Below are 18389 nucleotides of genomic sequence, written 5' to 3' on the forward strand. Positions count from 1 at the left end.
CGTCCTTTAGTTTTCGAAGTCTTCGATCGGCGGGCAGGAGCAGACCAGGTTGCGGTCTCCTGCTGCGCCGTCGATGCGGCCAACGGGCGGGAAGTACTTGTCCTGCTTGAGGTGGTGGACGGGGAACGCGGCCTGCTCACGCGGGTATGCGCGGTCCCAGTCAGAACTTACGACGGCGGCAGCCGTGTGGGGTGCCTTGCGCAGCGGCGAGTTCTCAACAGTGAAATCGCCGGTGGCGACCTGCTCGATTTCGGCGCGGATGGTGATCATGGCTTCGATGAAGCGGTCGATCTCCACGAGGTCCTCTGACTCTGTGGGCTCCACCATGAGGGTTCCGGCAACAGGGAACGCCAGGGTGGGAGCGTGGAAGCCGAAGTCGATGAGGCGCTTCGCAACGTCCTCAGCTGTAACGCCTGTGCGGGCAGTCAGTTCACGGAGGTCCAGGATGCATTCGTGGGCTACGAGCCCGCCCTCGCCGGTGTAGAGCACGGGGAAGTGCTCGTTGAGCCGGGAAGCAATGTAGTTCGCAGCCAGCAGGGCGGACTTGGTGGCTTCGGTGAGTCCCTGGCCACCCATGAGCTTCACGTAAGCCCAGGAAATCGGGAGCACACCGGCCGAACCGAAACGGGAGGCCGAAATCGGAACGTCGTTGCCTTCGGTCCACGAAGCAGCGTCACCGGGCATGAACGGCGCCAGGTGTGCTTTGGCCGCGACCGGGCCAACACCGGGTCCGCCACCGCCATGCGGGATGCAGAAGGTCTTGTGCAGGTTCAGGTGGGAGACGTCGCCGCCGAACTTGCCCGGCTGCGCGAGTCCAACGAGTGCGTTGAGGTTGGCGCCATCGATGTAGACCTGGCCGCCGGCTTCGTGGATAGCGTCGCAGACTTCCCGGACGTCGGCGTCGTACACACCGTGCGTGGACGGGTAGGTGATCATGATGGCCGAGAGGGCGTCCCGGTTTGCTTCGATCTTGGCCTTGAGGTCAACGTGATCGATGGTGCCATCGGGAGCGGTGGCCACCACAACAACTTTCATACCGGCCAGCACTGCGGAAGCAGCGTTGGTGCCGTGCGCAGAAGCAGGGATCAGGCACACGTTGCGCTGCTCGTCGCCGCGGGACAAGTGATAACCGCGGATCGCGAGGAGGCCGGCGAGCTCACCCTGCGAACCGGCGTTCGGCTGGATGGAGACCTGATCGTAGCCGGTGATCTCAGTCAGCTGGGACTCAAGATCGGTGATCAGTTCACGCCAGCCCTCTGTCTGGGAATCCGGAGCGAACGGGTGGATCGAGGCGAACTCGGGCCAGGAAATGGCTTCCATCTCGGCCGTGGCATTGAGCTTCATGGTGCAGGAACCCAACGGAATCATGGTGCGATCCAGTGCCAGGTCGCGGTCCGAGAGCTTACGGATGTAGCGGAGGAGCTGGGTTTCGGAGCGGTGGGTGTTGAACACCGGGTGCTGCATGAAGTCGCTCGAGCGCTCTACGGAAGATTCCAGCGCAAAACCTTCATCGGATTCAAGCACCTGAGCGCTGAAGACATCCAGGACGCCGCGAACAATCTCTGATGTAGTGGTCTCGTCAACAGAAATGCCCACCAGATCAACGTCAATGCCGCGCAGGTTAATGCCCTTGGCTTCGGCAGCGGCTACGATCTCGGCAGCCTTGCCAGGAACGCGGACTGTAATGGTGTCAAAGAAGGATGTGTGAAGGACCTCAACGCCGGCAGCCTTCAGTGACGCTGCAAGGGTGCGGGCGTGACCGTGTGCGGTTTCTGCGATTGCCTTCAGGCCTTCGGGGCCATGGTAGACGGCGTACATGGAGGCGACGATGGCCAGCAACGCCTGCGCGGTGCAGATGTTGGACGTGGCCTTCTCGCGGCGGATGTGCTGCTCGCGGGTCTGCAGCGCCAAGCGGTAGGCGGGGACACCGGCGTCGTCCTTGGAAACGCCCACCAGGCGGCCCGGCATGGAACGCTCGAGCCCCTTCTGGACGGCCATGTACGCGGCGTGCGGGCCACCGAAGAACAGCGGAACGCCGAGGCGCTGGGCGGAACCGACTGCGATGTCCGCTCCTTGCTCGCCCGGAGGCGTGATGAGCGTCAGGGAGAGAAGGTCTGCTGCGACCGTGACCAGTGCACCGCGTTCCTTGGCGTCAGCGATGACGGCGGAGTGATCAAACACGCGGCCGGAAACGCCGGGCTGCTGCAGGACGACGCCGTTGATGGCGCCTTCCGGGAGGCCGAGCGAAAGGTCGGCGACCTCAACTTCGAAACCGAGCGCCTCAGCGCGACCCTTCACGATGGCGATGGTCTGTGGGAGGCAGTCGGCGTCGAGGACGGTCTTCCCGTCATGGGCGGCCTTGTTCTTGTTGGCCCGGCGCATCATGAGCACGGCCTCGGCCACAGCTGTTGCTTCGTCCAGCAGGGAGGCGTTGGCGATCGGCAGGCCCACGAGGTCCTGGACCATGGTCTGGAAGTTCAGCAGAGCTTCCAGGCGGCCTTGCGAGATTTCCGGCTGGTAAGGCGTGTATGCGGTGTACCAGGCCGGGGATTCGAGGATGTTCCTGCGGATAACCGGCGGCGTGACGGTGTCGTAGTAGCCCTGGCCGATCATCTGGACGGCGGTCTTGTTCTTGGACGCAAGCTTGCGCAGCTGGGCCAGCACCTCAACTTCGCTGAGCGCGTTTTCGAGGGTGAGGGCAACGTCTTGGCGGATGTCGTTGGGAACGGCCGTATCAACCAACGAATCAACGGTGTCGTAGCCGACCGTCTTGAGCATGGTGTCAATGTCGGCCTGGCGGCGGGCGCCAATATGCCGATCGACGAAGGTGGTGGAGGCTGAACTAACCGTCACGAAGGAACTCCATTACTTGGGCGGCGTTTGGGTACGCCACAGTGGCTGGGTTCCTCCCCGCTCTGTATTGGACCTGAGAGTTTCCGCGTGTTGCTTGCACAACGATCGCTTGCACCGTCGGTGAGCACAGCATTTCTTCCGCGCCAAAGGGCGCAGCAAAAGGCCTGCTACTTTCCAGAGTTGCCTCGCCGCGGCGGTGCGTGGGCCTGAGAGATTCCTGGGGAGGGTTTGCTCCTACGGCGCCCGCATCACTTGCTTGCAGGACTCTCCCGCCGCAGATCAAAGGCATATTCAATTGTTTGCGTGCCCCTGTGAAGACGCACCACAAGGCTCAATTGTCCTACGTCGGAGGCGTCGCCGCAAATGGGCGACCCGCTACTTGCGGAGCCGGTCCAGGACTCCTAGCAGGATCTCGACGTCGGCCTCCCGCCCGGCATTGCTCCCTTCCTGACCGCCCTCGAACATGGCATTGAAATACAGGCCATCACCCATATAACTGACGGCTTTGGCTACCTCCGGACCCACATCCTCGGCCAGGACGTCCAGCCACTGTTGCTGGATTCCGCTGAACCGTAGCCGGGTCTCTTCATGGGCAACTTCTGCCAGCCGTGTGGCCGCGACGAACGCCCGGTCCATGGGGGTCCCGGCCCACAGTGAGGTCCGAATGAAGTAAGCAGCGCTGCCATCGGGCGCTGTCTTCATTTTTTCGATGTCTGCCTGGGCCAACTCATCCAAGCGCTCCAGCAGGGCGCTGATCAGCGATTCCTTGTTGGGGAAGTGGTATAGCAGTCCACCCTTGGAGACACCTGCCCGCTTTGCGACGGCGTCAAGCGTGGCAGCCCGCTCCCCCACCTCGATAAGGAGGGCTTCGTAGGCATCCAGGACCGCATCCCGGGCAACTGGTTTTCGTGGCATGACTACATCATTCCCTACGGCGTTTGGTGGTGTTGAATTTGAAACTATACCGTCTGGACGGTACAGTTAGTGCCATGTTCACGCCGTCCTCAACCCAAGCACCCCGTTCCGCTCGTTCCCTGATGGATCAGACGGCACCGTGGCGCGATTGGACGGCCCTGGCACTCCTGATGTTCCCGGTGCTGCTGGTGGCCGTAGACAACACCGCGCTCACCTTCGCCCTGCCCGAAATTGCCCGCTCCCTGGATGTAGGTGGCGTGCAACTCCTGTGGATCATTGACGCCTACCCGCTCGTGCTGGCGGCGCTGCTCGTTTCCATGGGCAACCTTGGCGACAGGATCGGACGACGGCGCCTGCTGCTGATCGGCAGCACAGGCTTCGCGGCGGTTTCGGCTGCTACGGCGTTCGCACCTTCCGCGGAATGGCTGATTGCCGGCCGCGCCGCACTTGGCGTGTTCGGCGCCATGTTGATGCCCTCAACGCTGTCCTTGATCCGGAACATCTTTGCTGATCCGAACCGCCGGCGGCTCGCGATCGCCGTATGGGCTGCCGGATTCTCTGGCGGCGCCGCCCTTGGCCCGATCTTTGGTGGCTGGCTGGTTGAACACTTCTGGTGGGGTGCCGTCTTCCTGGTGGCGACCTTCCTCCTCCTGCCCCTCCTCGCCTTCGGCAGGGTCCTCATTCCCGAATCCAAGGACGCCAACCCGGGCCGTGTGGACGTGCCAAGCATCGCGCTGTCCGTGATCACCATGGCTCCGTTCGTGTACGGCATCAAGGAATTCGCTGTTCACGGGTTCGGGGCGTCGGCAGCGGCCTTCATGGTCTTCGGCCTGGTGATGGGCATTTTGTTTGTCCGTCGCCAGCGGCGGATCCAGAGCCCCATGCTGGACGTCACTTTGTTCAAGAACAAGGTGTTCAGCACAGCAATCGTGGCCAACGTCCTGTCCTTGTTTTCCATGACGGGCTTCATCTACTTCTTCGCTCAGGACTTGCAGCTTGTTGAAGGTCAGTCCCCCATGGAAGCGGGCATCGCAATGATTCCTGCGCTCGTGGCAACGGTCATCGCCGGCCTGGTGGTGGTCCCACTGGTAAAGCGCGTCCGGCCAGGATTCGTGGTGGCCGGCGGCCTGACCCTCAGCGCGGCGGGCTATTTGGTGGTAGCTGTGGGTGATCACGGCAGCGGACCTGTGTTCCTCTTGTCAGCCTTGACTGTTCTGGCCGTCGGCGTGGGCGCAGCGGAAACCATCTCCAACGACCTCATCCTCGGCTCGGTGCCGGCCGACAAATCCGGAGCGGCGTCCGCAATTTCCGAGACAGGCTACGAGCTGGGTTCGCTCCTGGGGACGGCCGTGCTGGGCTCTATCCTCACCGCGTCCTACCAGCACAACCTCGTCATCCCGGAGGGCTTGTCCACGCAGGCGGCCGGGAAATCGGGAGAGACGCTGGCCGGTGCAGTGGACGCTGCTGCAGCACTACCCGCTCCGCTGTCGGATGCCCTGACAGCCGCCGCCCGGGTAGCCTTCGAATCCGGCGTCCACATCACTGCAGCGATTGGGCTGGTATTGATGGCTGATGCGGCAGTGCTTGCCGCCGTCGTGCTCCGGCGGGTTCCCAAAGCGCAGTAGGCGCCGCGGGAATCAGTGGCCGTCAGTAGGTGCAGCCTTGCCATCTACGGCGGCCACCAGCTGGTCAATCCGGTCCAGGGCTTCGCTGAGCCGCCCTACCGTTGCCCACAATTCAGGGTGCTTTTCCTTGATCTCATCAAGCGACGCGCCTGCGGATCTGAGCGACCCGAGATCAAAGCTCACGTTGGTGCGGGCTCCCGCGATGGCGGCCCTGAGAGCTCCAAACCCCACCACCACATCAGCAATGAGCGCCGGGTTCCCGTTGGCAGCAAGCCATCCCAGGTCCTCGATGGCTTCGATGGCATGGTCCCCGAGGACCGCGGACGCCTTGGCAGCATCGACGGATGCCCGGTGGATTGCTTGCTCCCGGTCCGGGCCAGGATCAAGCCGGAAGGCCGCACCGAAAGCCTTCGACGCCGTTGCGTCGTCGTCAGCCAGCTTCAGGGCGGTTTCGCGGAGGGAGCGGGCGCGGGCGTGCAGTTCGGCCAACTGCTGCCCGGGCGCCTCCGTATAACCAGCAACCATGGACGTTAGGGATGCTGCAATGGCCAACATCACGCCGGTTCCTGCGCCTCCACCAGGTGATCCGCTGGACTCTGCCAGAGCCTTGGTCCATTCCTCGACCGTTGAGCGTTGGGTAGTGATCTCTTGTGAAGATTCCATGCACCCAAGTTTGCCCTCTGGTGACCTCGATACACTGGCCAGACCCTGCGGCGTCGACCTGTTAAGGAAAATTCCCCATGAGCATTGACCTTGAAGCCCTCTACCGTGACCTCCACTCGAACCCGGAGCTGTCCTTCCAAGAGGTCAGAACAGCCGGGATTATCAGCGGACACCTCGAGGACTTGGGACTGCTGGTTCACCGCAGCGTCGGGAAGACGGGGGTCGTAGGAGTCCTGGACAATGGCCCCGGACCTGTGGTGATGCTTCGTGCCGATATGGACGCATTACCGGTCAAAGAGGCCACCGGGTTGGACTACGCAAGTGCGGCAGTCGGCGTCGATCATGAAGGCCGTGAGGTGCCGGTCATGCATGCGTGCGGGCACGACGTGCATGTCAGCTGCCTCCTCGGAGCCGTGGAAGCGTTGGCCGAAAAGCGGCAGGACTGGCAGGGCACGTTGATCGCCGTCTTCCAGCCAGCCGAAGAATGGGGTGGCGGTGCCCAGGCCATGGTGGCGGATGGGCTCTTTGACCTGGTCCCCAAGCCGGACGTGGTCCTCGGCCAGCACGTGGCGCCCTTTCCTGCCGGATGGTTCGGCATCCGTCCCGGTGTGGCCATGGCCTCAGCGGATTCCCTCAACGTGACTTTGCATGGGCGCGGTGGCCACGGTTCCCGGCCTGAAACCACCATTGATCCAGTGCTCATGGCCGCGGCAACCACCATGCGCCTGCAGGGAGTGGTGTCCCGTGAACTCGCCGCCAGCGATTCTGCAGTAGTTACTGTTGGGCAAATCCATTCGGGAACAAAGAACAACATCATTCCCGAGACCGCAACCCTTGGCCTCAGCATCCGATCCTTCAGCGAGCCCACGCGGGAGAAAGTCCTGAACTCGATCGAGCGCATCGTTCGAAGTGAAGCTGCTGCCTCAGGTTCCCTCAAGGAACCCGACTTCCACTATGAGGAGCGCTTCCCGATGACGGTCAATGATGAGTCGGCCGCAGGAAGGATCGCTTCAGCGTTCTCTGATAAGTTCGGGGCCGCACGGATCATGGACCCCGGCCCCGTCTCAGGCAGTGAAGACGTTGGGGAACTCGCGACGGCGGCCGGCGCGCCCCTCGTCTTTTGGTTCCTGGGCGGGATCGAGGCCACCCACTTCAAGGACTGGGCGACGACGGGCCGTCTCCCGGAGGACGTTCCCTCGAACCATTCGCCCTACTTTGCCCCGATCATCCAGCCAACACTGGCCCTTGGCACGGAAGCACTGGTCACTGGCGCCCTCGAATTCCTCGACGTCCCTCAGCAGGCAGCAGAAAACCCCGCCTAACGGGCAATTCACCGCCGCGCGCGGTGGTGAATTGTCCGTTGTCCGGGGTCTTTGCCCAGACCGACGCCTAGACCTTTTCGCGGATGCGGTCGATCTTCGGTTCTGAAACCTCAAATTCCCTGCGACGACGGGCCAGGAAAGTCCACAACGTTCCTTCTGTCTGCGGGCTCTTCTCGGCAGGGGCCTCAGGTGCCTGATCCTTGCTGGTCTCAGGCTTGTGCATCTCAGGCGTGCGCACGGAGTCCTTCTTCGTGCGCTTCTCATAGCCCTCATAGTACGAGTAGCACATACCCAACCTCCTTAGTGGCTGTCCTTTAATCGTCCTCGCTCCTGGACAGTAAGTCGACTGCTAATTAATGCAACTCACCGTGAAACAAGGCCTTCAACGCGGCTGGCCGTTGCCGCTACCGCCAGCCTGGTTTCAGCCATCATGAGATCCGCGTTGATGACTGCACCGGACATGTTTCCTGCTGCCGCAGCAGCCACAACCTGCCCAGTGAGATCCGTAACGTTGCCGGCCACCCAAACGCCCGGCACTGAAGTGGCCCCTCCTGGCGCAGCCGCTTCAAAATGAAGTCCCACACCCTGGGGGTGTTCCACCGGCTCAATGCCGAGGGATTCGAGCACCCTGGATCGTGCCTCCATGCGTGGACCCGCTACCACCGCTTCAACGGCTATCACCGTCCCGGATTCCAGGACGACGCCACGCAGGGCATCGTCAGTGACTTCCAATGACTGAACCTTGCCTTCCACCACGCTGATGGACCGGGCCGCCAATTGTTCCCACTGCTCTTCAGTCGGTTCAACGATGTCGTTCAGGAACAGCGTGACCTCGGGGCTCCACTGCCGGAACAACAGAGTCTGGTGCAGAGCCATCGGTACGGAGCCCAGGATGCCGATTGCTTTGTTCCGCACTTCCCAACCATGGCAGTACGGGCAGTGCAGGACATCCTTGCCCCAGCGCTCCCGGATGCCCTTCACGTCGGGAAGAATGTCGGTCAGGCCCGTGGCCACGAGTATTCGACGCGCCCCGACAGTCCGACCGTCCGCCAGGTCCACCTCAAAGGCGGGCTCGGAAGCGTTGGCGGGATCCGGCGTCGAACGCGCCGCCACAGCCACGCCCGAAACGATGTGGCCGCCGTAGCGCAAAACTTCAGCGCGGCCAAGCGCCAAGAGTTCCTTGGGACTGAGCCCGTCCCGGGAAAGGTAGCCGTGCACTCCTGCGGCAGGGGCGTTCCGTGGCTCACCGGCGTCGATGACCAAAACGGACCGCAAAGCCCTACCCAGGGTGACGGCGGCACTTAACCCAGCTGCGCCACCTCCCACAATGACGACGTCGTACTGTTGTTCCATTTTTGCCTCCTGTTCGCTGTGTTGCGAGGCCTGCTCTGCGCTTTGTTTCCAGGTTTTGGGGCGCAAAGCGGGCCTCACAACGGCCTGGTTCAATGCTCAACCGGAGACCGCGAAAGCAGCAACAAATTTTGCCAGTATGGCAAAATGGAGCGATGATTCCGGATTTCAGCAAAATGCTCGACGCCGTCGGCCCTCGCCTGCGAGCGCTGCGGACCCAACGCAATGTGACCCTGGCGGAGGCCTCGGCAGCCACAGGCATTTCGGTCAGCACGCTCTCAAGGTTGGAGTCGGGGCAACGGAAGCCCACGCTCGAATTACTCCTCCCCATTGCCCGCCTTCACCAAGTCCCCCTCGAAGAACTCATCGACGCCCCGGAAACCGGTGATCCGCGGATTCACCTCAAGCCGCACGTGCACGAGTGGGGCACAGCCTTGCCGCTGACACGACGAGCGGGGGGCATCCAGGCGTTCAAGATGGTCCTGCCGGGCGGTACGGGGAAGGAAGTTCCCGATCCCCAATCGCATGAGGGCTATGACTGGATGTACATCCTCAACGGCAAACTCCGGCTTGTCCTGGGCGAAAACGACTTCATTCTCAAAGCAGGTGAGGCGGCGGAGTTCGATACGCGGACGCCGCACTGGTTCGCCAGCGCCACCAAGGAACCCGTGGAGCTCCTTACCCTCTTTGGGCAGCAGGGCGAGCGCATGCACGTCAGGGCGCGGCCAAAGAGGTAGATGCTTCTGGATGCGGGAAATGAAGGGAATTCATTTTTGCCCCTTGCATCCAGCCGTGACTACCGCCATACTAAATGAACGCTATTCATTTAGTGACTGTCGTCTCACCGGAGTACATGCCCCCATGATTGAAATTACCCGCCTCGAAGCCCCGACTTCCCTGGCCCGCACCGAGCCGTCCACCCGCACCCCTCTGCGGGTCGGCGTCGTTCAGCACCGCTGGCACGCTGATGAAGCAGTCCTGCATGCCGAACTGAACGAGGGAATCGAACGCGCAGCCAAGCTGGGAGCCAGTGTTGTTTTCCTGCCTGAACTGACCCTCTCCCGCTACCCTGCGGACACCCGGCCGGAGAACAACCCGGCCGCAGGAATCCGCCCTTCAGACATCACCGAAGACCTGCTCACGGGCCCCACCTTCACGTTCGCCGCAGCGGCTGCCAGGACGTGCGGCGTCTCGGTGCACGCATCGCTCTACCAGCGTGCTGAAAACCCGGACGGCACGGACGACGGCTTGGGACTGAATACCGCGATCCTCGTCTCCCCCGCAGGCGAGCTCGTGGCCCGCACCCACAAGCTGCACATCCCCGTCACGGCCGGCTACTACGAGGACAAGTTCTTCCGCAAAGGCCCGGCCGCCGAGGACGCCTATGCGGTCCACGCCCCTGCCGAACTCGGCGGCGCACGCCTTGGCATGCCCACCTGCTGGGATGAATGGTTCCCGGAGCTCGCCCGTATGTACTCCCTGGGCGGTGCCGAAATCCTGGTCTACCCCACTGCCATTGGTTCCGAGCCGGACCACCCCGACTTCGACACCCAGCCGCTCTGGCAGCAGGTCATCGTAGGCAACGGCATCGCCAACGGCCTCTTCATGATCGCCCCCAACCGCTACGGCAGCGAGGGCACCCTGAACTTCTACGGTTCATCCTTCATCTCCGATCCCTACGGCCGCATCCTGGTTCAGGCACCCCGCGACGAATCCGCCGTCCTGGTGGCCGACCTCGACCTGGACCAGCGCAAGGATTGGCTCACGCTCTTCCCGTTCCTGGCCACCCGCCGCCCGGAAACGTACGGCCGCCTCACCGAGCCCGTGAACCCCAACGCCCCGCTCGGCTCCACAGCCGAAGCCACGCCATACCAGGCTGTGTCCGCATGAGCGCCTGGCGGATGCCGTCCGAGACCGCTCCCCAGGACCGCGTCTGGATGGCCTTCCCCACCGGCGGCTACACCTTGGGTGACACAGAGGAAGAGGCCCACGCTGCGCGGTCCACGTGGGCTGGCGTTGCCAACGCTATCCTTGAGTTCGAGCCGGTCACCATGGTGGTACACCCCGACGACGTCGACACCGCCGCGCGTTACCTGGATCCTCGCGTCGACGTACTGACCGCCGAACTCAACGATGCCTGGATGCGGGACATCGGGCCGTCCTTCGTGCTTGATGCCAACAAGCAGCTGGGTGCCGTGGACTGGATCTTCAACGGTTGGGGTGGCCAGGATTGGGCCACATGGGACAAGGATTCCCTCATCGCAGCGGAGATCAGCGCCCGCGCCGATGCCCACCACATCCCGTCAGGCATCGTCAACGAGGGTGGCGGCATCCAGGTTGATGGCGAAGGCACAGTCCTGGTCACCGAGACCGTACAGCTTGACCAAGGCCGCAACCCGGGCCTGACCAAGGCGGACATCGAAGGGGAACTGGCCCGCACCATCGGCGCCACCCATGTAGTCTGGCTGCCCCGCGGCCTCACCCGTGACTCGGAGAAATTCGGTACCCGCGGCCACGTGGACATTGTGGCAGCGATCCCGAGCCCCGGCACGCTGCTGGTCCACTCCCAGCAGAACCCCGAACACCCGGACTACAACGTCTCCCGGGAAATCATCGACTTCCTGCGCACCACCCATGACGCAGCAGGCCGGGACTGGAACATCATCGAAGTTCCCGCCCCGGAAACCCTTACCGACGACGAAGGGTATGTGGACTACAGCTACATCAACCACCTCGTGGTCAACGGAGGGGTCATCGCATGCAGTTTCAATGACCCCATGGACGAGAAAGCACTCCGCATCCTCGCCGACGCCTATCCCGGACGCCGCGTAGTCAGTGTTGACGCGCGGGAACTCTTTGCCCGGGGCGGCGGTATCCACTGCATTACGCAGCAGCAGCCTACGGCCATCTAGAAAGGGCCTTTCATGAGCCAGACAATCCGTAGCACGGCCCCAGGCAGCAGCCCGGCCGGCAAGTCGCACGACATCAGCGGCAAGGGACTGAAGACGGGGCAGTTGGGGCTCCTCGCCGTCGTCGTTCTTGGCATTTCAACCATCGCCCCGGCGTATACGCTTACCAGCGCGCTCGGTCCGACCGTCAACGAAGCCGGGCTGCAACTGCCCGTGATCTTCCTTATCGGGTTCATTCCGATGATCCTGGTGTCACTGGCATACCGGGAACTCAATGCAGATTCCCCGGACAGCGGCACCACCTTCACGTGGGTCACCAAAGCATTCGGTCCTTGGGTGGGCTGGATGGGTGGCTGGGGCCTGCTCGCGGCCAACATCATCGTCCTGTCCAACCTGGCAGGCGTCGCAGTGGACTTCTTCTATCTCTTCCTGGCACAGGTTACGGGCTCCCCGAGCTCGCGGACCTCGCCTCGAACAAAGTGCTGAACGTTGCCACCTGCTTCGTCTTCGTTGCCTTGGCCGTGTGGGTGAGCTACCGCGGCCTGCACACCACCAAGATCGTCCAGTACGGGCTGGTGGGCTTCCAGTTGCTGGTCCTGGGCCTCTTCGTGGCCATGGCGTTCGCCAACTGGTCCACCTCCGAGACCGCCATTCCGTTCAGCTGGGACTGGTTCGATGTCACCAAGATCGAGACCTTCGGCCAGATCGCGGCTGGCATCTCGCTGTCGATCTTCGTTTACTGGGGCTGGGATGTCTGCCTCACAGTGAACGAGGAAACCGCCAACGGAAAGAAGACCGCCGGCCTCGCAGGTACCCTGACCGCTGTCATCGTGCTGGGCATCTACCTCCTGGTCACCATCGCCACAATGATGTTCGCAGGCGTTGGAGACACGGGAATTGGCCTGAACAACGAGGAAAACCACGCCAACGTGTTCACGGCCCTCGCGTCACCGGTCATGGGTCCGTTCGCGATCCTCATGTCCCTCGCGGTCCTGTCCAGCTCGGCCGCATCGCTGCAGTCCACGTTCACCTCGCCGTCACGCAGCCTCCTGGCCATGGCACACTATGGCGCCTTGCCCGAGCGCTTCAGCCACATGAGCAAGAAGTTCTCGACGCCGGGCTTCGCCACCGTCGCGGCCGGCGTCCTGTCCGCGGGCTTCTACGCCGTGATGCACGTGATCAGTGAAAACGTCCTCAACGACACCATCCTGGCCCTTGGCTTGATGATCTGCTTCTACTACGGGCTCACGGCCATCGCCTGTGTTTGGTACTTCCGGAACAGCGTGTTCTCCAGTGCCCGCAACTTCTTCCTGCGTCTCCTCTGCCCACTGTTGGGTGGGGTCGGCCTGTTCGTTGTCTTCCTGCAGACCGCTGTGGACAGCTGGGCCCCGGAGTTTGGAAGTGGCTCGGAAATCTTCGGAGTGGGCCTCGTGTTCGTGCTCGGCATCGGAATCCTTGCCCTGGGTGCCGTGTTCATGCTGATCATGGCCCGCGTCCGCCCCGGCTTCTTCCGCGGAGAGACCATCCGCAAGGACACCCCTGCCCTGGTGGTCCCCGAGTAGCTCATCCCGGGAAATCGCTGGAAAGCTGCCAGTTCGCCGGAATGATCCGGGCGAACTGGCAGCTTTCGTAGGTTTTGGCGGATTTCCCTCAATTCACCAACGGTGGGCGACGTCCACCACAAGGCGCGAACCGCCGTCGGGCCCGTCCAAAGTGAAGACGCGGAACGGAAGCCGGGCACGGACACCCAAACCGATGCTTGTGGTGCCTTCGAAACTGCCCGCGTAAACCACCTGCCGGAACGTCTGATAGCCGGAAACGTTGGACAGTTCCGCCTTTGCTGCCGGAGCGTACGTCAATTGGCCGTTCTGGTTGTATGAAGGCGCTGTCACAACAACCTGCAGGTCAGCATCACCGAGCACCGGGATTGGATAGCCCGTGGCATCCTGAACCACAACCGGGACATACTGCACTGAATAGCCGGCCACCTTGCCGGTCATGTCGATCACCAAGCGGTCGTAACAGGGCTGCTGGCCCGTACGGACGTTGGTGACGTTGGCGGAGCTCATATCGGGGTCGGCCTTGGCCAGCGAGCCCCACATGATCCCGCAATATGGTGATGCCGAGGCTGGCCCCGGCGCCACCAGACCGAGTCCGGCAGCCGCAAGGACTGCTGCCAAACCCGCTCCAAATTTCCTCATTTTTTGTGCCCCCTTCAGGCGAAGTTGATACTTCAACAGTAGGAGCGCGTAGGGTGGTTTGGATGGGTTGTGGCCGCTTCGGCGCACAACCGTTAAAACGACTCCGGGGTGGTCACAAGAGAGTCATGGAAGCGGACATTTTCGCCTGTTCAGGGACTCTATTGAGGCTCTTCATGCGTAGGTTCGTAACCGAAGATAACGATACCCGGGCGTTACAAAGCGCCGCGGACACGCAAAAGCCCCATCCGACCATTCATTGGCCTGACGGGGCTCGAACGTTTTGCGATGCCTAGGGTTAGCCTTCGCAGTCCTTGCAGTACTTAAGGCCGTTCTTTTCCAAGGCAACCTGGGACCGGTGGCGGACCAGGAAGCAGGAAGAACACGTGAATTCGTCAGACTGTTCAGGTACCACCACAACGGTCAGTTCTTCACCGGAAAGATCGGCGCCCGGGAGGTCGATGCCTTCCGCGGTGTCGTTTTCGTCCAGGTCGATGACTGCAGTCTGGGCACCGGTGCCGCGGGACGCCTGAAGAGCCTCAAGCGAGTCCGCGGGAGTCTCTTCTTCTGTCTTGCGGGGCGCGTCGTAATCAGTAGCCATTGGGTTCGCTTTCGTTGCTGCATAGTGCCATTTCAGGCACCTCAGTGAAGCAGTTTAGGGCATAGCATCCGCGTTGGACGAAAAGTGTGCCCAAAACAACATTCAGCAGCTTTCAAGCCAACCTTCAGGGCTTACGGCGGGTCATTCCCGAGTGGGATTGAATGGCCTGCGCACCGGCTACCGTAACCCCGCTAAGCGCCGGCAACCACGTCCAATCGGCGGGCCGCCCGTGACCCGGTGTGCCGGCGGGATCGTTTTCCGGTTCCACACAATCCAGGACGTAGGCGGCCTCAATCCACTGGCCGATCTTGGAGCCAATCTTCGCGCCTTGTTTAGCCAACCAGGATGCATTCATGCGGCAAAGGTATCCAGGAGTCATGTGGGGCCGGTTTCTGCAGCGTCACGGGCTTGTTAACTTCCGTTTTGCTGGGCCCGGTCCCGCAGAGCCTGCTGCACCTAGTCCCGCAGAGCCTGCTGCACGATGTACTCCGCGATCGCCATCGACGACGTAGCTCCCGGCGACGGTGCGTTCCGCACCAAAACCGTGTCCCGGCGTCGTGAAATCACAAAATCATCCACCAGGGAACCGTCAGCGTTCATGGCCTGTGCGCGGACGCCTCGCGTGCCGGGAAGAATAGTGGCACCCTCCAACGACGGAACAAAGCGTACGGCCTCCTTAATGAACTTCTTCCTGCTGACCACGGTCTGGAATTCGCGGACAGCCGACGGCACATTCTGGCGGGCAAAATTCCAGAAGCCTGGAAACAGCGTGTAATTCAGGACATCGCGCACATCGACGTCCTTCCAGGAATAGGCCTCGCGTCCGAAGGAGATGAATGCGTTGGGGCCCAGCATCATTTCGCCGTCGATCCTTTTGGTCAGGTGCACGCCAAGGAACGGATGCTTGGGGTCCGGCACTGGATAAATCAAGCCCCTGACTTTTGCGCGGGCTTCCTTCCCAAGGAGGAAGTATTGCCCAAAGAAGGGGATGATGCGCGGCGTTGCAGGCTCGCCTGTCGCTTTCGCCAACCGGTCCGATTGAAGGCCGACGCAGGCCACCACAAGATCGTAGTGTTCGCCTCCGTCCTTCGTGCGGACCACGACGCCGCTCCCCTGCTGTTCCAGCGAGGTGACTTCCTGCCCAAGCCGGATCTGCCCGCCTGTGCCACGAACGTCGTCGGCGAGCGCCTTGGTGATGGCCGTGTAGTCCACGATCGCCGTTTCCGGCGAGTGCAAAGCAGAAAGCCCGACGGCGTTCGGCTCCACCTCCTGTATTTGGTCACCGCGCAGCATGCGAGCGCCCGGCACCCCATTGGCCGTTGCCCGCGCGAAGATGTTCTCCAGTCGCTTCGATTCTTCGGGGGTCTGGGCGATCACCAACTTGCCGCAGGCCTCGTACGGCAGATCCTTGGCGGCGCAGAATTCCTGAAGCAGGGCGACTCCCCGGCGGCAGAGCGTTGCCTTCAGCCCGCCTGGCTCGTAGTACAGGCCCGCGTGGACTACGCCGGAGTTGTGGCCGGTCTGGTGCTTGGCGAGCTGGTCTTCCTTCTCGTAAACCGTGACCTGGACGCCGTCGAGTTTGTTGGCCAATTCCCGGGCCACCGCCACACCGATGATCCCGCCACCAATAACGGCGCATCGTTTGATGTTTTTCGGATTCGTATCACCGGGCATGGGAGCTCCTCGTCGTTGGGGATCGGTCCGCATCACTCCACAGCATTCCATGGAGTGGTTCGCCGGGCACGTAAAAAGGGGCGGCACTTGGCGTGCCGCCCCTTTTACGTAGTGCGTGAATTGCTAGACAGCGCTGGGCTGGTCGAAGCGCTGGCCGGCCGGGTTGGACGGCAGGAGCGCGAAAACCAGAACGGCGAGTCCACCGACGAACGGAATGAGGCCGAGCAATGCGAGCCATCCGCTGAAGTTGCCATCGTGCAGACGACGAACCAGCAACGCAATGGACGGAATGAGGACCGCCAAATAGAACGCAAAGATCAAGATAAGTCCCACAACTGCGCCTGGGCCGGGAACTGCCGTTCCGTTTGCTGAGGTGGTAGAACCTGCTGCCCCAAGAATGCCGGTAAGGATCTGCAGGACGAGGCCGATGACACCCAAAGCGAGGGCCACCCACCAGTATTCGCTGCGGCTCGCGCGGCCAGTGAAAGCGGTGTACTTCTTGAAGAAACGCTTTACAGCGGCGCCAATGGGTGCGCCATAGTAGGGAGCCCACAGCGGCGGTTCGCCGGTCTGTGCGCCGTACGGCTGTGTGTGCTGTGGCTGTTGCTGGTAACTCAAGGTGTTCCCCCGGGGTTAGGTGTGAATAATGCAATGAGACCAAACTCAGTGAAGAGTCGTTGCTCATCGTAGTGCTCTCCGAGGTATTTATGCAGGTCGATGGACAAAATTAACCGGGATTTAGTCCGTTGACGGATTATGTCGGCCCAATCCCTCGTTACCTTTTTCGTAGCCCGTTTCCTGGTGCAGGATGTGGGTGTGCTGGCCTGCTGCCCCGGCATGATTGCGTTCCTCTGTCGATCCGATGATCTTGAGAGTGTTGTCACCGGGGTTGGTAGGTGCCGGGAGACCGCTGATAGGGGCAGGACAGTTCGGGAACGTCGTGCGTAACGTGGGTGCCGGGTCCTGACACCGCTGCCGGGCCAGCATGGGAGCTGACTACGACTGGAGGGACCGGATGATCGCGAACCACGATGGTGTCGAAGTGTTTATTGGTCTGGATGTTGGCAAGGGCGTCCATCATGCCGTTGCCGTGGACCGGGCCGGAAAGAAATTGCTGGACCGGGCGCTGCCCAACGATGAAGCCAAAATCCGGGAAATCATCGCCGAACTCGAGGACGCCGGACGAGTGTTGTTGGTCGTTGACCAGCCAGCAACCATCGGCGCGTTGCCGGTAGCGGTGGCCCAGGCCGCCGGTGTTCTTGTCGGGTATCTGCCGGGGCTGGCGATGCGCCGGATCGCGGACCTGCACCCCGGAGAGGCGAAAACCGATGCCCGGGATGCGTTCATCATCGCCGAGGCCGCCAGGACCATGCCGCATACATTGCGCTCGGTTCAGTTGGCCGATGAGCAGCTCGCTGAGCTGAGCATGCTTTGTGGTTTCGATGATGACCTGGCCAAGCAGGCCACGGCGACCTCGAACCGGATCCGCGGGCTGCTCACCCAGATCCACCCTGCTCTGGAAAGGGTGTTGGGACCCTACATGGATCATCCTGCGGTGCTGGACCTGCTGCGGACCTGGCCTACCCCCGAAGAGCTCCGTCACGCAGGCCGGCGCCGGATCGGGAACCGGCTGACCAAACTCGCGCCGCGGATGGGCGAACGCCTTGCCGATGAAATCATCGAGGCCCTGGGCCGGCAAACAGTCACTGTTGTCGGCACGAATGCCGCGACCATCGTGCTGCCCCAGCTCGCGGCCATGCTCTCCGGGCTTCACGAAAACCGCGCCATGGTCCTCACCCAGGTCGAAGCACTCGTGGAGGCCCACCCTCTTCACCCGGTCCTGATGTCTCTGCCGGCCGTGGGCATCAGGACCGCCGCACGAATCCTCACCGAAGTCGCCGGGAAAGACTTCCCCACCGCCGGGCACCTGGCCTCTTACGCCGGGCTGGCCCCAGTCACCTGGCGATCCGGGTCCTCCATCCGCGGCGACCACTCCTCCAGAAAAGGCAACAAAGTCCTCAAACGAACTCTTTTCCTCTCCGCGTTCGCTGCGCTCCACGACCCACCGTCCCGGGCCTACTACGAACGCAAACGCGCCGAAGGAAAACGCCACAACCAGGCAATCATTGCCCTGGCACGACGCCGCTGTGACACCCTCTACGCAATGCTCCGCGACGGCGCCCTCTACCAACCCCCAACACCCGCCACCACTTGACGAAAAACATAGGGGCACTCTCACATACCAACCCTTTTGGGCCAACCTTCTCTCACATACCAGC

Annotated in this window: 15 protein-coding genes, 2 pseudogenes and 1 riboswitch; of the genes and pseudogenes, 7 read left to right on the top strand and 10 right to left on the bottom strand. The window is 62.2% G+C overall.

The genetic code is table 11. The annotated features are described in order from the left end of the window. Window positions 1-6: 6 nt before the first annotated feature. Together gcvP and ACTAQJ_RS11960 are read right to left on the bottom strand one after the other, a co-directional pair. Entirely contained in the window at window positions 7-2853 is a 2847-nt protein-coding gene (gene gcvP / locus ACTAQJ_RS11955) for an aminomethyl-transferring glycine dehydrogenase (protein ID WP_498696357.1), read from the bottom strand. Between the two features lie 184 nt (window positions 2854-3037). Then, window positions 3038-3135, bottom strand: a riboswitch (glycine riboswitch). Between the two features lie 93 nt (window positions 3136-3228). After that, a complete protein-coding gene (locus tag ACTAQJ_RS11960; protein ID WP_498696359.1) occupies window positions 3229-3768 on the bottom strand; it encodes a TetR/AcrR family transcriptional regulator in 540 nt (179 codons plus the stop codon). 74 nt (window positions 3769-3842) lie between these two features. On the opposite strand from ACTAQJ_RS11960, the gene ACTAQJ_RS11965 reads away from it, so the two are divergent. Further along, the gene (locus ACTAQJ_RS11965; RefSeq protein ID WP_498696362.1) at window positions 3843-5393 is read left to right on the top strand and encodes an MFS transporter; all 1551 of its coding nucleotides are present in this window, start codon (window positions 3843-3845) and stop codon (window positions 5391-5393) included. 12 nt (window positions 5394-5405) lie between these two features. Here the strand turns inward: ACTAQJ_RS11965 and ACTAQJ_RS11970 are convergent, their stop codons facing one another. Next, on the bottom strand, window positions 5406-6056 hold the full coding sequence (locus ACTAQJ_RS11970; RefSeq protein WP_498696365.1) for a cyclodeaminase/cyclohydrolase family protein: 651 nt from the start codon (window positions 6054-6056) through the stop codon (window positions 5406-5408). A gap of 77 nt (window positions 6057-6133) precedes the next feature. Here ACTAQJ_RS11970 and ACTAQJ_RS11975 point away from each other — a divergent pair, with 77 nt between their 5' ends. Further along, the gene (locus ACTAQJ_RS11975) at window positions 6134-7378 is read left to right on the top strand and encodes an amidohydrolase (protein ID WP_498696367.1); all 1245 of its coding nucleotides are present in this window, start codon (window positions 6134-6136) and stop codon (window positions 7376-7378) included. 67 nt (window positions 7379-7445) lie between these two features. Here ACTAQJ_RS11975 and ACTAQJ_RS11980 read toward each other — a convergent pair whose 3' ends face one another. Then, window positions 7446-7667: a hypothetical protein gene (locus ACTAQJ_RS11980; protein ID WP_498696369.1), complete on the bottom strand. Its 222-nt coding sequence runs from the start codon at window positions 7665-7667 to the stop codon at window positions 7446-7448. Between the two features lie 74 nt (window positions 7668-7741). Next, on the bottom strand, window positions 7742-8731 hold the full coding sequence (locus tag ACTAQJ_RS11985) for an NAD(P)/FAD-dependent oxidoreductase (RefSeq protein ID WP_498696371.1): 990 nt from the start codon (window positions 8729-8731) through the stop codon (window positions 7742-7744). 152 nt (window positions 8732-8883) lie between these two features. Between ACTAQJ_RS11985 and ACTAQJ_RS11990 the strand changes: the two genes are divergently transcribed. The 4 genes and pseudogenes from ACTAQJ_RS11990 to ACTAQJ_RS12005 all read left to right on the top strand — a co-directional run bounded on the left by ACTAQJ_RS11990 (window position 8884) and on the right by ACTAQJ_RS12005 (window position 13199). Continuing rightward, window positions 8884-9465 carry a helix-turn-helix domain-containing protein gene (locus tag ACTAQJ_RS11990; protein ID WP_498696373.1) on the top strand — a complete coding sequence of 194 codons (582 nt, stop codon included), beginning with the start codon at window positions 8884-8886 and terminating at the stop codon, window positions 9463-9465. Window positions 9466-9589: 124 nt separating this feature from the next. Beyond that, a complete protein-coding gene (locus ACTAQJ_RS11995) occupies window positions 9590-10618 on the top strand; it encodes a nitrilase-related carbon-nitrogen hydrolase (RefSeq protein WP_498696375.1) in 1029 nt (342 codons plus the stop codon). Beyond that, window positions 10615-11640, top strand: coding sequence for an agmatine deiminase family protein (locus ACTAQJ_RS12000; RefSeq protein ID WP_498696376.1), 1026 nt, complete (start codon window positions 10615-10617; stop codon window positions 11638-11640). Before ACTAQJ_RS11995 ends, ACTAQJ_RS12000 begins: the two co-directional genes overlap by 4 nt. A 12-nt stretch (window positions 11641-11652) precedes the next feature. After that, window positions 11653-13199, top strand: a pseudogene (locus tag ACTAQJ_RS12005) (APC family permease). A gap of 93 nt (window positions 13200-13292) precedes the next feature. Here the strand turns inward: ACTAQJ_RS12005 and ACTAQJ_RS12010 are convergent. From ACTAQJ_RS12010 to ACTAQJ_RS12030, 5 genes are all read right to left on the bottom strand, one after another. Beyond that, window positions 13293-13838 carry an AMIN-like domain-containing (lipo)protein gene (locus ACTAQJ_RS12010; RefSeq protein WP_498696378.1) on the bottom strand — a complete coding sequence of 182 codons (546 nt, stop codon included), beginning with the start codon at window positions 13836-13838 and terminating at the stop codon, window positions 13293-13295. Window positions 13839-14133: 295 nt separating this feature from the next. Continuing rightward, entirely contained in the window at window positions 14134-14436 is a 303-nt protein-coding gene (locus ACTAQJ_RS12015; RefSeq protein WP_431118510.1) for a DUF4193 domain-containing protein, read from the bottom strand. Between the two features lie 124 nt (window positions 14437-14560). Beyond that, on the bottom strand, window positions 14561-14791 hold the full coding sequence (locus ACTAQJ_RS12020) for a hypothetical protein (protein WP_498696381.1): 231 nt from the start codon (window positions 14789-14791) through the stop codon (window positions 14561-14563). Between the two features lie 101 nt (window positions 14792-14892). Continuing rightward, window positions 14893-16110 (bottom strand): L-2-hydroxyglutarate oxidase, encoded by a 1218-nt coding sequence (gene lhgO, locus ACTAQJ_RS12025; RefSeq protein WP_498696385.1) that lies wholly within the window; start codon window positions 16108-16110, stop codon window positions 14893-14895. 123 nt (window positions 16111-16233) lie between these two features. Then, complete coding sequence (locus ACTAQJ_RS12030) at window positions 16234-16728, bottom strand: DUF805 domain-containing protein (RefSeq protein ID WP_431118506.1); 495 nt, start codon at window positions 16726-16728, stop codon at window positions 16234-16236. Window positions 16729-17063: 335 nt separating this feature from the next. On the opposite strand from ACTAQJ_RS12030, the pseudogene ACTAQJ_RS12035 reads away from it, so the two are divergent. Next, window positions 17064-18325, top strand: a pseudogene (locus tag ACTAQJ_RS12035) (IS110 family RNA-guided transposase). Window positions 18326-18389: the final 64 nt, after the last annotated feature.

It is taken from the genome of Arthrobacter sp. alpha11c (genome assembly GCF_054149985.1).